At 59.1% G+C, this 14,076-nt stretch carries 12 protein-coding genes; 3 read left to right on the forward strand and 9 right to left on the reverse strand.

The annotated features are described in order from the left end of the window. Positions 1-67: 67 nt before the first annotated feature. From CTT34_RS16895 to CTT34_RS16910, 4 genes are all read right to left on the reverse strand, one after another. On the reverse strand, positions 68-1,048 hold the full coding sequence (locus tag CTT34_RS16895) for a TAXI family TRAP transporter solute-binding subunit (protein ID WP_159343452.1): 981 nt from the start codon (positions 1,046-1,048) through the stop codon (positions 68-70). 203 nt (positions 1,049-1,251) lie between these two features. Continuing rightward, entirely contained in the window at positions 1,252-2,160 is a 909-nt protein-coding gene (locus CTT34_RS16900; protein ID WP_159343453.1) for a LysR family transcriptional regulator, read from the reverse strand. Continuing rightward, positions 2,157-2,879 (reverse strand): haloacid dehalogenase type II, encoded by a 723-nt coding sequence (locus CTT34_RS16905; protein ID WP_159343454.1) that lies wholly within the window; start codon positions 2,877-2,879, stop codon positions 2,157-2,159. The genes CTT34_RS16900 and CTT34_RS16905 overlap by 4 nt, the downstream gene beginning before the upstream one ends. Continuing rightward, a complete protein-coding gene (locus CTT34_RS16910) occupies positions 2,876-3,787 on the reverse strand; it encodes a LysR family transcriptional regulator (RefSeq protein WP_159343455.1) in 912 nt (303 codons plus the stop codon). Before CTT34_RS16910 ends, CTT34_RS16905 begins: the two co-directional genes overlap by 4 nt. A 193-nt stretch (positions 3,788-3,980) precedes the next feature. On the opposite strand from CTT34_RS16910, the gene CTT34_RS16915 reads away from it, so the two are divergent. The 3 genes from CTT34_RS16915 (at position 3,981) to CTT34_RS16925 (ending at position 8,128) form a co-directional block, all read left to right on the forward strand. After that, the gene (locus tag CTT34_RS16915; RefSeq protein WP_159343456.1) at positions 3,981-5,177 is read left to right on the forward strand and encodes a CaiB/BaiF CoA transferase family protein; all 1,197 of its coding nucleotides are present in this window, start codon (positions 3,981-3,983) and stop codon (positions 5,175-5,177) included. A 12-nt stretch (positions 5,178-5,189) separates the two neighbouring features. Next, entirely contained in the window at positions 5,190-6,098 is a 909-nt protein-coding gene (locus tag CTT34_RS16920) for a hydroxymethylglutaryl-CoA lyase (protein ID WP_159343457.1), read from the forward strand. A 65-nt stretch (positions 6,099-6,163) separates the two neighbouring features. Beyond that, a complete protein-coding gene (locus CTT34_RS16925; RefSeq protein WP_159343458.1) occupies positions 6,164-8,128 on the forward strand; it encodes an aconitate hydratase in 1,965 nt (654 codons plus the stop codon). Here CTT34_RS16925 and CTT34_RS16930 read toward each other — a convergent pair. From CTT34_RS16930 to ureC, 5 genes are all read right to left on the reverse strand, one after another. After that, entirely contained in the window at positions 8,125-9,849 is a 1,725-nt protein-coding gene (locus CTT34_RS16930) for a methyl-accepting chemotaxis protein (RefSeq protein WP_390620244.1), read from the reverse strand. The two genes, CTT34_RS16925 and CTT34_RS16930, sit on opposite strands and share 4 nt — an antisense overlap. A 359-nt stretch (positions 9,850-10,208) precedes the next feature. After that, entirely contained in the window at positions 10,209-10,841 is a 633-nt protein-coding gene (gene ureG / locus CTT34_RS16935) for an urease accessory protein UreG (protein ID WP_159343460.1), read from the reverse strand. A 26-nt stretch (positions 10,842-10,867) separates the two neighbouring features. Then, positions 10,868-11,581 (reverse strand): urease accessory protein UreF, encoded by a 714-nt coding sequence (locus CTT34_RS16940; RefSeq protein ID WP_159343852.1) that lies wholly within the window; start codon positions 11,579-11,581, stop codon positions 10,868-10,870. Next, a complete protein-coding gene (gene ureE, locus CTT34_RS16945) occupies positions 11,571-12,134 on the reverse strand; it encodes an urease accessory protein UreE (RefSeq protein ID WP_159343461.1) in 564 nt (187 codons plus the stop codon). Before ureE ends, CTT34_RS16940 begins: the two co-directional genes overlap by 11 nt. Positions 12,135-12,291: 157 nt before the next feature. Beyond that, positions 12,292-14,007 (reverse strand): urease subunit alpha, encoded by a 1,716-nt coding sequence (gene ureC, locus CTT34_RS16950; RefSeq protein WP_159343462.1) that lies wholly within the window; start codon positions 14,005-14,007, stop codon positions 12,292-12,294. Positions 14,008-14,076: the final 69 nt, after the last annotated feature.

Raw genomic sequence — 14,076 nt, forward strand, 5'->3', positions numbered from 1 at the left:
GCTAGGCAGCGCGTCAGGCTAATAGCAAACTGCCCCGCCAAACGCGTCGGCGGAGCGCACGGGCGGGTTACTGCGCTTCAGGCGGAATAATGTCGGCGGGGATCTCCAGCCCTAATTCCTGGTAGTAGCGCAGTGCGCCAGCATGCAGCGGGAAGGTAGCGGTATCGACCACGGTTTGCGGGTCGACACTGCCCGCAGGTTTGAAGGAGGCGGCCACTTGGTCATGGTTTTCCCAGTAGGCTTTCGTCAACTCGTACACGGTATCGGCATCGAGATCCGTGGTGGTTGCCACCCCCATATAGATGCCTAGCGATTGTGCTTCGCTCATACCGGTGTAAGTATCGGCAGGAATGATGGTGGGAGAGAGGAACGGTAATTCGGCAGTGACGGTCTCCACCTGATCGTCCGTCAGCGATAGCAATTGCAAGGGCCGTGAAGAGTGCACTTCGGTAAACAGAGGAATAGGCGGTACGCCGTTATAGCTGAAGCCGACCAAGCGGCCATCGGTCACACCCTCAGCGGCATCGTTGACTCGCATGCGCTGGAAGTCGGGCTCGATACCCAAAATACCAAACACTTGCTCTGTAATGTACTCGCCGCCACCGCCGATGCTGCTAGGGTTGAAGCGTTCACCGTTTAGGTCTTCGAAGGTCTCAATATCGCTATCTTGACGTACCGCCCAGTGCATGGTGGAGGGGGCAATCCAATACACCAAGCGCACGTCTGGGTTGGCCATGTCGGCAAAACGACCCTCGCCGTTATACAGCTCGTAGCCCACCAAGGCTTCGGTGAAGGCTAGATCGAGTTCGCCATTATTGAGGCGGATGGCGTTTTCGCGGGTGCCGCCCGTTTCGCGCACGGTAATCTCGTAGGGCGTATTGGCGCTAATCACGCGTGCCCCTTCAGAAATACCGAAAAACCAGCCGGTGCCGGTGGGTACGGAGCCCAGGTTGAGTGCGGTTTGGGCGTGGGCGGACGTGGCAGCAGTCAATGCGCTGACGGCCAACAAAGAAGCAGGAAGTACGTGGCGTAGTTTTAGCGTCATCATTGTTATGTCCTCAAAGCGTCGGGAAGCATGTTGTGATGTTGTGTGCTGTGGGAGGCCTTACCTGCACCTCTCCCGATAACCGAGTAAGCAAGGGAAGTTCGCTTAGCGGTCTCTAAAGTGATAACGCCAAACCGGAGAGCTGTATATTGGTCATTGATGAACCTGCCTTCTCCAACCGCGAAAGCAGCGCCGTCGATTTCCCTTTAAGGCGGTGAAGAAGCGCCGCTGGCGGCCTGAATAAAATGCTCCACCAGCACTCTTGCCGCCATGGAAAGACGGTCTAAATCTCTGACATAAATACTCAGTTTGCGCCGCGCCCAGTCGTCTTGGATCGACAGCACATTCACGTTGAGGCCATCCACGTACTGACGAATCGCCCCACGGGGCAGCACCCCCACGCCCAGCCCTGCCTGGACCATCAAGCACAGCGCATCGTAGCTGGTCACCTGAATACGAATCCGCAGGGTTTTGTTGGCCATGCTGGCCGCCCGCATAATCTCTAAGTTAATCGCGCTGGCGGTGTGCAATCCTACATGGGGATAGTCCAAACACTCGCGGAAAAGCACCTTCTCCCGTTGGGCCAGCGGGTGCTGCTGTGGCACCACCAACACGAGGTCATCCACATGGTACGGGAACTCGATCAGGTCATAGCCGTGCAGCATCTGCGCGCACACGCCGATGTCGGCGTTATTGTTCATCACTTCGCGGGTAATGATCGGGCTGACCTTCTCTTCAAGCTGCACACCGATATCCGGGTGCAGCTCAAAAAAAGCGCGCATCTCCTGGGGTAGATATTGGGTAATCGCCGACATATTGGCAAACACCCGCACAATGCCCCGCTGGCCGCTGGCGTAGTCGCGCATTTGCAGGTCGAGATCTTCTAAATTGTGCAGCACACCTCGAGAGAGATTCAGCAGCGCACTCCCCGCAGGCGTCAGTTCGATGCCTCGATTATTGCGCTTCAGCAACGGCGTATTGAAATATGCCTCCAGCTCGCTGAGGCGTTTACTCACGGCCGAGGTGGCCATAAAAGAGGCGTCGGCTGCCCCGGTAATGGTGCCCAGCTCAGCCACTTTCACGAACAGCTTGAGAGAGGTCGGGTCGAGTTTCATGAAAGCTGCCGCGCCAAGTCGAGGAAGTCGTCTGCAACGAAATCAAAGCAGGGGTCGATACTTAAATCCGGCGTGGCATCTGGCCCAAACTCCAGCGGGCGCTTCACAAAGGCGGTGCGCATGCCTTCCCGGTGGGCAGCCTGTAAATCATCTTGATGAGCCGCCACCATCAGGATTTGCGAGGGGTTTAGGTCGAGGAGATTGGCCGCCATGTGGTACACCTCCGGGTCGCGCTTGTAGTGCCCAGCAAGCTCAGAGGAGAGCACGCAGTCCCAGGGCAGCCCGGCATGGCGCGCCATGTTCACTAGCAGCGAGACGTTACCGTTAGAGAGCGTGGCTAATATAAAGCGCTGTTTTAACTGCAATAGACCTTCCACACTATCAGGCCAGGGCGTTAAGCGGTGCCACACGCGGTTCAGGTGCGCTGTTTCACCCTCATCTAGCTGGTCGGCAATATCAAAGGCAATCAGCAGCCGATCAAGGGTCATCCGGTGCAAGTCATCCAGCCTGGTCCAGGGCAGCTCCCCCTGGCGCACCCGGTTCATGGCGGGGGCATAGCCTGCCCGCCACTCGTCGGCAAACCGTGCCCAGTCGACGCTCAGCCCTTTGGCCTGGTTCAGCTGTTCGCCTTCGCGAATCACGCTGCTGCGCCAGTCTACTACCGTGCCAAACACATCAAAGGTGAGCGCTTTTATTTCGTGGGCGATGCCTGTTGTCATGGGGTCTCTCCTGTTGGGCCTGAGGGGGTTAGCAAGTGGTCGACCAAGTGGCGGGCGACCACGGGCAGTGCCGCGTAGTGGCGCATTCCAATCACCAGTTCACGGGTGGCCCACTCATCAGCGAGCGGAATCATGCGTAGTTTTAGGTCGTTAAGGTCGCGGTACAGCGTGCGCTGGGGCAGCACACCGATGCCCATACCGTAATGAATCATGCGGCAAATGGCGTCGAAACTGCGGACTTGGATGCGCATGCGCAGGGTTCGGCCCGCCTGGTTTGCCTGCTCGTGAAGCAGTGACTGCAGCGAAGCATCCTGCTGTAAACCGACAAAGTCGTACTCGGCTGCCTGATGCAGATAGAGCTTGTCATGCACTGCCAGCGGGTGATCTTGCGGCGTGACCAATACCAACTGGTCGCGCCGGTAGGGGCGTACTTCTAACTCATCGGCGGCAACGTGGCTGGCAAAGATGCCGATATCTGCCACGCCATCGCGCACAGCGGTGATCGCTTCGCTGCTGGTGCGCTCCTGCAAATCGATTTTGATTTGCGGGTACTCGATGGCAAAAGCGCTTAAATCCTGGGGCAAAAACGCAATAATGGCCGAGGTATTGGAGTGAATGCGCACATGCCCGCGCACCCCTTCGCCATACTCACTGAGCTCCGCCTGTAGCCGCGCCACGTCTTCCAGAATGCGCCGGGCATGGTGCAAAAAAGCGCGGCCCGCCGGGGTTAGCTCTACGCCGCGCGGCCGCCGATACAAAAGCTCGGTGCCCACCAGTGTTTCTAAATCGCTCACTCGCTTGCTCACCGCTGCCAGCGCCAAATGCTCACGCTCGGCAGCGGCGGTTAAACGCCCCTCATCGGCAATCGCCACAAACAGTCTCAGCGTTACAAAATCAAATCGCAGCATCACGTTTACCACGTTGTTATTGGATGGGCCGCCTAGGTCGCCGGTTGTAGGGTTCGTCGCTGGCGAACGCCTAGTTCCTGATTGCCTAATTGTGATGCACAGCAGGCTCACAGATGCTTAAACGACAACAAGACATCAAGACTCGCTACGCCAGCACGCGCTTGGCTGCTAAGCGTTACCAGGAGCGTTTATTATGACCACCCGCCAGCTTCCCCTCGATGGACTTAAAGTCGTAGAGCTTGGCCAGCTCATTGCAGGTCCGTTTGCCACCAAACTACTGGGCGAATTTGGAGCCGACGTGATTAAAGTGGAGCCACCCGGCACCGGTGACCCGCTTCGCAAGTGGCGTATTCTCGAAGAGGGCACGTCGCTGTGGTGGCATGTGCAAAGTCGCACGAAACGCTCGGTGACACTTGATCTTCGCAGCCAGGAGGGCCAAGACGTGGTGCGCCGCTTGGCCGCCGAAGCCGATGTGGTGGTCGAAAATTTCCGCCCTGGCACTCTGGAAAACTGGGGGCTGGGCTATGAGGCGCTGGCGGCGATTAACCCCAAGCTGATCATGGTGCACGTGTCAGGCTTTGGCCAAACCGGCCCTTATCGCAACAAACCAGGGTTTGGGGTGATTGGTGAAGCCATGGGTGGGCTGCGCTATTTAACTGGCCACGCGGGCGAGCCTTCAGTGCGCGTAGGGGTCAGCATTGGCGATTCGCTCTCGGCACTCTACGCGGTGATTGGCACGCTACTGGCCCTGCAAGAGCGCCAGCGCAGCGGCTTAGGGCAAGAGATTGATGTCGCCCTGTATGAATCCGTGTTCGCCATGATGGAGAGCCTGCTGCCGGAGTTTGATGCCACTGGCCACGTGCGAGAGCCAAGCGGCAGCGCCCTGCCGGGCATCACGCCCTCTAACGCTTACCGCACCCGCGAAGGCGAGTACGTGCTGATTGCCGGTAACGGCGACAGCATCTTCAAGCGCCTCATGGGCGTGATTGGCCGGGAGGATTTAGCCAACCACCCCGCCATGGCCCACAACGATGGCCGCAGCCAACACGCCAGTGAGATCGACGCTGCCATTGAGGCCTGGACCCAAACCCGCCACCGGGACGATATTCTTAGCGCTTTAGATGATGCCCGCGTACCAGCAGGTTACCCCTACACCGCCGCCGATATTGCCAACGACCCCCACTACCTCGCCCGCGAGATGATTCAAACCGTTACCCGCGCCGATGGTCGCCCGCTCAAGGTGCCGGGCGTGCTGCCCAAACTGAGCGCCACCCCCGGCAGGCTGGGGCAAGGCGGGCCAAAGCTGGGCGCGCACACCGATGACGTGCTCGAGGAGCTGGGCATCGATGCCGCCACGCGGGACAAGCTGCGTCAGGCAGGTATTATTTAAGTGGAGAACCCCATGACGACGTTACAAATCAACGAAGTGGCCCCGCGCGATGGCTTTCAGAGCGAGGAGCGCTTTATCCCTACGGAGCAGAAAATCGCGCTGATCGATACGTTAACGACCACCGGCATTGCCCGTATCGAAGCGACCTCGTTTGTCTCTCCCAAAGCCATTCCCAACCTGCGCGACGCCGCCGATGTGGTGAGTACCATTCAGCGCCGCGAAGGTGTGGGCGTCACAGTGCTGGTACCCAACCTAAAAGGTGCCGAGCGGGCGCTGGCCTGCGGCGTTAATGAGATCAATCTAGTGATGTCGGCCAGCAACGCCCACGGCCGCGCAAACCTGCGCATGACGCCGGAGGAGTCGCTGACACAGTTTGCCGCCATTATTCAGGCGGTACGAGGTAGCGGTGTCTTCATCAATGCCTCGCTCTCCACCGCCTTTGGCTGCCCGTTTGAAGGACAGGTGCCGCAGGCACGCGTGTTCACTCTTATTGAGCAGCAGCTGGCGCTGGGGGTAGAAGGCATCACGCTGTGCGATACCACCGGCGTTGCGAACCCCGCCCAGGTAGCGGCACTGTGCCGCCAAGTGCTGGAACGCTTTCCCGGCGTGCCGTTTACGCTGCATTTCCACAATACCCGAGGCATGGGCTTGGCAAATGCCCTAGCGGCGTGGCAAGCGGGCATTACGCGGTTTGATGCTTCGCTAGGTGGCTTAGGCGGCTGCCCGTTTGCCCCCGGTGCCACGGGCAATGTGTGCACTGAAGACTTAGTGCATATGTTCGAACAAATGGGCGTTGCCACCGGCGTAAACCTGCCCGCGCTGCTGGACATTTCTGCCACTCTGCCAGATCTCATCGGCCATGAGACGCCCGGCCAAGTAGTGAAAGCGGGCAGCGCGGACCGCTGTTATGCCCTTCCCTGAAAACGTGTTTCCCGCATCCCTGCATAACCGTGTGATCCATAACAACGATAATCTGGTGATTAACAATGACTAACTCTTCCCCTGTTCCACCGTTAAACCTTGCCCAGCAGTTAATTCAGCGCCATTTGGTCAGCGGCGAGCTAACCCCTGGCAGTGAAATCGCCTTGCGCATTAACCAAGCCCTGCTGCAAGACGTGTTAGGGACGCTGGTGATGTTAGAGCTAGAAGCCATGGGGCTTGACCGGGTACACACCGAGCCCAGCGTGCAGTACATCGACCATGGCCTTGTACAGGCCGATAACCTAAATGCCGAAACCTACCTGTTTTTAAAAAGCGCCTGCGAGCGCTTTGGGGTGTGGTACTCCGGCCCCGGCAACGGTATTAGCCACCCGGTGCATATGGAAAACTTTGGCGTGCCCGGTCAATCCATTGTGGGTTGCGATAGTCACACCACAGCAGCAGGCGCGCTCGGCATGCTGGCGATTGGCGCAGGCGGTATTGAAGTGGCGATGGCGATGGCGGGCGAGCCGCTGTATATCACCATGCCAAAAATCTGGGGCATTAAGCTCGAAGGGCAACTGCCTGACTGGGTCTCAGCGAAAGATGTTGTGCTGGAACTTTTGCGCCGCCACGGCGTGGCAGGTGGCAAAAACACCATGATTGAGTATTACGGGCCGGGGCTAAAGCACCTTTCTGCCATGGACCGCCATGTGCTCGCCAACATGGGCACTGAAATGGGGGCAACGGCCACGGTCTTCCCCAGTGACGACGAGACCCGGCGCTTTCTGGCCTCCCGGGGTCGGGAAGCCGACTGGGTCGCGCTGGCCGCCGAGCCCGGCTGCCACTACGACCTGCACGAGACGCTTGATCTCAGTAAGCTAGAACCCATGATTGCGCTGCCTTCCAGCCCCGATAACGTCGTCACTGTTCGGGAAGCAGCGGGCCAGCCGCTGCATCAGGCGTACATCGGTTCGTCAGGCAACCCGGGCTTTCGTGACTTTGCCGTGGTGGCCGAGATAGTACGGGGCAAGCAGGTGGCCGATGGGGTCTCACTGGACATCAACCCCTCTTCACGCCAAGTGTTGGCCTCGCTGATCGAGCAGGGTTATCTCGCTGACTTGGTGGCCAGCGGTGCCCGTTTGCACCAAGCGGGCTGTAACGGCTGTATTGGTATGGGCCAAGCTCCCGCCGTGGGATTGAATAGCCTCCGTACCGTTCCACGCAACTTTCCAGGACGCTCAGGCACGCGGGAAGATAGCGTGTTCCTATGTAGCCCGGAAACGGCGGCAGCCTCAGCCATGAAAGGTGTGATCACCGACCCGCGAACCCTAGAGATGCCTTACCCGCGTATTCACGAACCGGCCCACATCAAAGTAGATAGGGGCATGTTCAAGGCTCCGCTGCCCCTCGAAGAAGCACGTTTGAAAGCACTGCAAAAAACCGACAACACGCCCGCACTGCCAGAGCTCAACTCACTGCCTAACCGTCTCGACATCCCCGTGCTGTTGGTCACAGGCAACAATATCTCCACCGACGACATCATGCCCGCTGGGCAACGGGTGCTGCCCTACTGGAGCAGTGTGTATGCATCTGCACCGTTTACCTTCGAGGCCGTTGATCCCCACTACGCCGAACGCGCCGAGCAAACACGTACCCAAGGCGGACACGCCATTGTCGGTGGCGCCAACTATGGACAGGGGTCTAGCCGTGAGAATGCCGCGCTAGTACCACGTTATCTAGGTTTACAGGTCGTCGTGGCTGACAGTTTTGCGCGTATCCACTGGCAAAATTTAATCTGCTTTGGTGCGCTACCGTTAACGTTTACACACGCAGAGGATCGTGCACAGCTAAAGGAAGGGGATCACTTGGTCATTGAGGAGTTATATTCACAGCTGGAAAGTGGGGATACGCTAAAAGCGCATATCCCCGGTAAAGGCGAGCTACGTCTGCATCATGGTCTCAGCCCTCGCCAACGAGAGCTGATAGCGCAAGGTGGTGTCATCAACCACCTGCGCCAACGTCATGCTTAAAACTCTTCCCAGTCCTCTTCGCTGCCTTTGGCAGGCGCTGGTTTGGAGGAGAGCGTCGGGCGTTTGAGCTTTGGCTGGGGCTTGGCGCTGCTGGCAGGCAAGGCTTGCCGTGCGGCGCTGGCCGATGAGCGCGATGACGTTTGCGGGCCATCCTCGCCAAGCACAAACGAGTTGATCAGCTCGTTTAGATGCTCGGCATGACGGCGCATATCCGCCGCGGCGGTGGTGGACTCTTGCACCATGGCCGCATTCTGCTGCGTCATGGTGTCCATTTCTGCTACGGCGGTGTTGATCTGACCAATACCACTGCTCTGCTCCTTGGCGCCGGCGCTGATTTCACCGATCACATCGGTGACCTTCGAGACGCTTTCCACGATTTCACGCATGGTGGCGCCCGCATTGCGTACCAGCTCCGCGCCGGTGTGGGTATGCTGCACGGACGCATCGATCAGCGCGCGGATCTCTTTCGACGCGTTGCTGGAACGGCTCGCCAGCGTGCGAACTTCCTGCGCCACGACCGCAAACCCACGACCATGTTCGCCCGCGCGGGCGGCTTCGACCGATGCGTTCAGCGCCAGAATATTGGTTTGGAAAGCAATCGCATCGATCATCGTAATGATTTCACTGATGCGGGTGGCGGAATCATTGATATCGCGCATGGTGCTTTCCACCTGCCCCATGGCCTCTTCGCCCTGGTGGGCCACTTCGGCGGTGGACTGCACCAGCTTGTTGGCCTGCTGGGCATTGTCGGCACTGTGGTTCACGGTGGAGGTAATCTCCTCCATGGAGGCCGATGTCTCCTGCAGATTGGCCGCCGCCTGCTCGGTGCGAGTAGCCAGCTCCTCGGAGCTACGCGAGATTTCACCAGCGGAGTGATAAACGCTGACCGTGCTGCGGCGTACGTCGCGCAAAGTATCCTGCATGCGGCTGACAAAGGCGTTGAACTGCACAGCCAAGTTGCCCACTTCGTCGTTGCTCTCGACCGAGAGACGGCGGGTCAGGTCGCCACGGCCTTGGGCAATGTCGCCCATGGCATCGGCCGTGCGCTTGATCGGGCCGACGATACGGCGCACCACGCCAAACGTCACCAGCGCAACCACGACGAACAGGATCGCTGCCAGCAGGGTCGCAAACACGATCGCGTCCCGCAGGTCGGCATTGGCCGCCGCTTCCAGCTCCGCCAGCGCCTCATCGACATCCGTGACGTAAACGCCAGCGCCCAGCATCCAGCCCCATTTCTCTAAGCGGTCCACATAGGAGTGCTTGGGCTGTGGCTCGTCGGTACCGGGATACTCCCAGGGATACTCGTAAAAGCCGCCGCCATCCTGGGCAATTTGAATCATGTCGCGGATCAGATAGTCGCCGTCGGGCGTCTGCAGATCGATGAGGTTGGTGCCCTGACGATCAGGCGAGTGCGGCAAGACGATATTGGTACCGTCATACTCGTACACGAAAATGTAGTTATTGCCCTCAAAGCGCATGGCCCGCAACATTTCCGCTGCTTGCGCCTTGGCATCGGCGTCATTGGCACCCGCCCGATCATAAATAGGCGCGATGGCGGTCGTCGCCATCTGAACGATGTCGCGTACGGAGTTGCGGCGCTCTTCGATCAGCATCTCACGCTGCTCGGCAAGCGTATCGTTGGTATCTCCTATCCGGTCGTAGGCTTTGTAGGCCACTAAGACCAGGGTCACCAATAACAGTGGAATCAGAATCAGCATCAGCACCTTCGTTTGAAGGCTGAGGCCACGTTGTTGCTTCGTCTCGGAGAGGCTTGCCATTGTGTATCTTCCGGTTAAGTCATGGTTATATTATTGGATTTTTATGTGTTTATTATCGACTTAACGTACTTCAACTTTAACCCTCTTCCGCGATTTTCTTCTTTATAAGCAGCAAATTAAGGCACGAACGCGATTTTCATAACATACGTTAAGGTTTTCAGCCGCTTATCAGTTCACTGTAGCGATGTGGTGGCCAGGGACGGCCCGTTTTGGCACGACGCCAACCACAAAACAACGCTGCCCAGCGCCGGATCTACCGGGGCTGGGCAGCTTTTTTATGCGCAAAAACCGCCGGGGGACTATGCAGTGGCCGCCTGCGGGCGACGCTCGTCCAGCATGCCTTTATCGAGAATGAAGCGGATGATCTCTTCAAGCCCCACGCCATCGTAGAGGTTGGTGAACACGAACGGGCGCTCGCCGCGCATTTTTTTCGAGTCGCGCTCCATCACCTCCAGTGAGGCGTGCACCTGCTCGGCAATGTCGATTTTGTTGATAATCAGCAGATCCGATTTGGTGATGCCGGGGCCGCCTTTGCGGGGTATTTTGTCGCCTGCCGACACGTCGATCACATAAAGCGTCAGATCAGAAAGCTCGGGGCTAAACGTGGCGGAAAGGTTATCGCCGCCAGACTCGACCAGCACCAGCTCCAGCTTGGGATGACGGGCGTGTAGCTCATCAATCGCCGCTAGGTTCATCGAGGCATCTTCACGAATCGCCGTGTGCGGGCAGCCGCCGGTTTCTACGCCGAGAATACGGTCGGCGGGCAGCGCATCGTGCTTGAGCAGGAAATCGGCATCTTCACGGGTATAGATATCGTTGGTGACGACGGCGATATCATAGTGGTCCCGCAGCGCGGTACAGAGCTGCTTGAGCAGGGCGGTTTTACCTGAACCGACCGGGCCACCCACGCCAACGCGTAAACAGTGAGTCATGATTTTCTCCTAAATAACAACGCTCGTTAGCTTCTAAACAAGCGGGAATATTGGGTTTCGTGTAGGGCGCTGGCCAGCGCGACGCCGGGCAGCGCGGGGCCAAGCTCGTCATCGTCTAGCCGCTGGGCCTTCTCGACGGCATTCACCAGCTCGCCACGTAACTGCTCGATAATGCGCTGGGCAGCGGTGTGGCCCAGCGGCAGCGCTTTACAGGCTACCGCGAGCTGGTTTTCCAGCCACGCCCAGCCAAAGCCGAGCTGCGCTTGGCGCACGGGGATGCCGCGCTGGTAAGCCGCCCAGGCAAACAGGGTCACATAGCCAGCCTGCACCGGTAGCAAGGGCGTGAGTGAGTCTTCACTAGGCAGCCCTGCATTTTTTGGTAATAGGTCGAGACTGCCCAGTAGCCGCTTCAGCGAGGCGCCCAGGCGGCTGTCTTCAGCGGCCAATTCCGCAGTTTCACGGGTGGCGGCCAGCCAGTCGTCCCACTCGGCCACCGCAGTGCCATCCTGCTCCTCGAAAGCGCGATATAGCCGCTCGATCAGCGGCAGCTCACAGCAGCTTATGCCATCTTCCAGCACGCCGGATAGCCAATGAGACAGGCTTGGCTCATCACTCACCCAGCCCAACTCAAAAGCGCTCTCTAGCCCTTGGGAAAAGGCGAAGGCACCAATGGGCAGCGCGGGGCTGACGAGCTGCATCAACCCTAGCAGGGCGAGGTCTGAGGACTGTTCAGTGGGCATGGTGGTGCTCATGCGCGTGGTCGTGGTCGTGGTCGTGGTCGTGGGAATGAGCGTGCCCATGGCCGTGGCTGTGTGAATGACCGTGCGAATGGCTGTGCGAATGCCCATCGCCCACTTGGTTGTAAGCGCCCGGTTCGGGGTCGAAGGTGGCGTTGTGGTGTTCAAGCGTGGCACCCAGCAGCTCGGCCAGCTCTTCGAGGACGTGGTCGGGCGGGAAGCGTACCCAGCCTCCTTTCGCATCTTCACCCAGCGCGAGCTGCACATGGCGGTTGCCGAGGTGGTAAGCAAGCCGGGCCAGGGGTAAGCCAGTACTCACTCGCGCGGTCACCACGGGTTCGATCGCGGCGCAAATGCGCACGATCTCGCCGTTTTCGGCTTTTAGGCCTTCACCATCGCGCAGTACGGGGCCGCGATCCAGAAACAGCCCCAGCGGCTGGCCGCTGTCGCTCTCGGCTTTTAAGCGGCCGCGAATGCGTAGCTCGAAGGGCAGTGTCAGCGTGTCGCTGGCGGTGCCCTCATCTATGGGGCCGAGGCGTTCAATCAGTTTCAACATCGATATCGTCCTGGTATAGCCTTTGAGGCTCGCCGGGAGCAGCCCTACGAGAGGGCGCTGTGAATACATCCCTGTACGCTACTTTTGCCATCCATGGCAAAAGACCCTCTCTACGGGCTGCTCCCTGCTCTCGTGTCACGTGGGGTATACCCTACATTCAAAACAAGTGATACAGCTGCGCCAGCGGTAGCTCGGTCGCGGGTTCGCAGGTGAGGAGTTCGCCGTCGCAGCGCACTTCGTAGGTTTGCGGGTCGACGGTGAGTTCTGGGCAGGCGTCGTTGAGCTTCATATCTTTTTTGCGCACGCCGCGCACGTTCTTACAAGCGGAAAGCGTGCTTTGTAGTCCCAGGCGCTCTTTAATGCCTGCGTCAATCGCCGCTTGGCTGACAAAGTTGAGCCGGGTCTGGCTGGCGGCACGGCCAAAGGTGCCGAACATGGGGCGGTAGTGCACCGGCTGCGGCGTGGGGATGGAGGCGTTGGGGTCGCCCATGGGTGCACCGGCAATCATGCCGCCTTTTAGGATCAGCGCGGGTTTGACGCCAAAGAAAGCGGGCTTCCACAGCACCAAATCCGCCAGCTTACCGACTTCAATCGATCCGACTTCGTGGGCAATGCCGTGGGTAATGGCGGGGTTGATGGTGTACTTGGCGATATAACGCTTGGCGCGCAGGTTGTCGGCCCCCAGCGCTTCATCTTCCGGCAGCAGGCCACGCTGCACTTTCATTTTGTGGGCGGTTTGCCAGGTGCGGCAGACCACTTCACCCACGCGGCCCATGGCCTGGGAGTCGGAGGCGATCATCGAGATCACACCTAGGTCGTGCAAAATATCCTCAGCGGCGATGGTTTCGCGGCGAATGCGTGAATCCGCAAAGGCGACATCTTCGGGGATATTGGGGTCCAGGTGGTGGCAAACCATGAGCATGTCGAGATGCTCGTCGATGGTGTTCACCGTGTAGGGCCGCGTGGGGTTGGTGGAAGACGGCAGCACGTACTCTTTGGAGCAGGCGGTGAGGATATCCGGGGCATGGCCGCCGCCTGCGCCTTCGGTGTGGTAGGTGTGAATGCCGCGCCCTTTAAACGCCGCCAGGGTGTCTTCCACAAAGCCGGATTCGTTGAGCGTATCGGTGTGAATGGCGATCTGCACATCGTACTTTTCCGCCACGCTTAAGCAGGTATCAATCGAGGCGGGGGTGGTGCCCCAGTCTTCATGCAGCTTGAGACCCATCGCGCCCGCTTCCAGCTGCGCTTCGAGCCCTTCCGGCAGGCTGGCGTTGCCTTTGCCGAGCAGGCCGATGTTCATGGGCAGGTCGTCTACCGCTTGAAGCATTTTGCCAATGTGCCACTCGCCGGGGGTGCAGGTGGTGGCGTTGGAGCCGGTGGCGGGGCCAGTGCCGCCGCCCAGCATGGTAGTCACACCGCTCATCAGCGCTTCTTCCACCTGCTGAGGGCAGATAAAGTGGATGTGGGCGTCGATGCCACCTGCGGTGAGGATTTTGCCTTCGCCAGCAATCACTTCGGTGCCGGGGCCAATCACGATTTCCACATCGGGCTGGGTATCGGGGTTGCCTGCTTTGCCAATGGCGGCGATGCGGCCGTTTTGCAGACCTACATCGGCTTTGACGATGCCCCACCAGTCTAAAATCAGCGCGTTGGTGATCACAGTGTCCATCACCGTGGCATCTTGGCGCTGGCTTTGGCCCATGCCATCGCGGATGACTTTACCGCCGCCGAACTTCACTTCTTCACCGTAGTGGGTGGCGTCTTTTTCGACTTGAATCCACAGCTCGGTGTCGCCCAGGCGCACGCGGTCGCCTACGGTGGGGCCGTACATATCGGCGTAGGCTTGCCGACTGATCTTGTTTACCGGTTTCATATTTGCCTCTGCCTCAAGCGTTGAGTCCAGTGCTGGGCGGCCATCGTCTGTGTGACACGCTGTGAATAC

This window comes from Halomonas meridiana (assembly GCF_009846525.1).
Taxonomy (GTDB): domain Bacteria; phylum Pseudomonadota; class Gammaproteobacteria; order Pseudomonadales; family Halomonadaceae; genus Vreelandella.

Bases quoted from the DNA above. Each gene is read 5' to 3' on its own strand.
- CTT34_RS16895 (WP_159343452.1), bottom strand. From the start codon at position 1,048: ATGATGACGCTAAAACTACGCCACGTACTTCCTGCTTCTTTGTTGGCC.
- CTT34_RS16920 (WP_159343457.1), top strand. From the start codon at position 5,190: ATGACGACGTTACAAATCAACGAAGTGGCCCCGCGCGATGGCTTTCAG.
- CTT34_RS16910 (WP_159343455.1), bottom strand. From the start codon at position 3,787: ATGCTGCGATTTGATTTTGTAACGCTGAGACTGTTTGTGGCGATTGCC.
- ureG (WP_159343460.1), bottom strand. From the start codon at position 10,841: ATGACTCACTGTTTACGCGTTGGCGTGGGTGGCCCGGTCGGTTCAGGT.
- ureC (WP_159343462.1), bottom strand. From the start codon at position 14,007: ATGAAACCGGTAAACAAGATCAGTCGGCAAGCCTACGCCGATATGTAC.
- CTT34_RS16930 (WP_390620244.1), bottom strand. From the start codon at position 9,849: ATGCTGATTCTGATTCCACTGTTATTGGTGACCCTGGTCTTAGTGGCC.
- CTT34_RS16940 (WP_159343852.1), bottom strand. From the start codon at position 11,581: ATGCCCACTGAACAGTCCTCAGACCTCGCCCTGCTAGGGTTGATGCAG.
- CTT34_RS16905 (WP_159343454.1), bottom strand. From the start codon at position 2,879: ATGACAACAGGCATCGCCCACGAAATAAAAGCGCTCACCTTTGATGTG.
- CTT34_RS16900 (WP_159343453.1), bottom strand. From the start codon at position 2,160: ATGAAACTCGACCCGACCTCTCTCAAGCTGTTCGTGAAAGTGGCTGAG.
- ureE (WP_159343461.1), bottom strand. From the start codon at position 12,134: ATGTTGAAACTGATTGAACGCCTCGGCCCCATAGATGAGGGCACCGCC.
- CTT34_RS16925 (WP_159343458.1), top strand. From the start codon at position 6,164: ATGACTAACTCTTCCCCTGTTCCACCGTTAAACCTTGCCCAGCAGTTA.
- CTT34_RS16915 (WP_159343456.1), top strand. From the start codon at position 3,981: ATGACCACCCGCCAGCTTCCCCTCGATGGACTTAAAGTCGTAGAGCTT.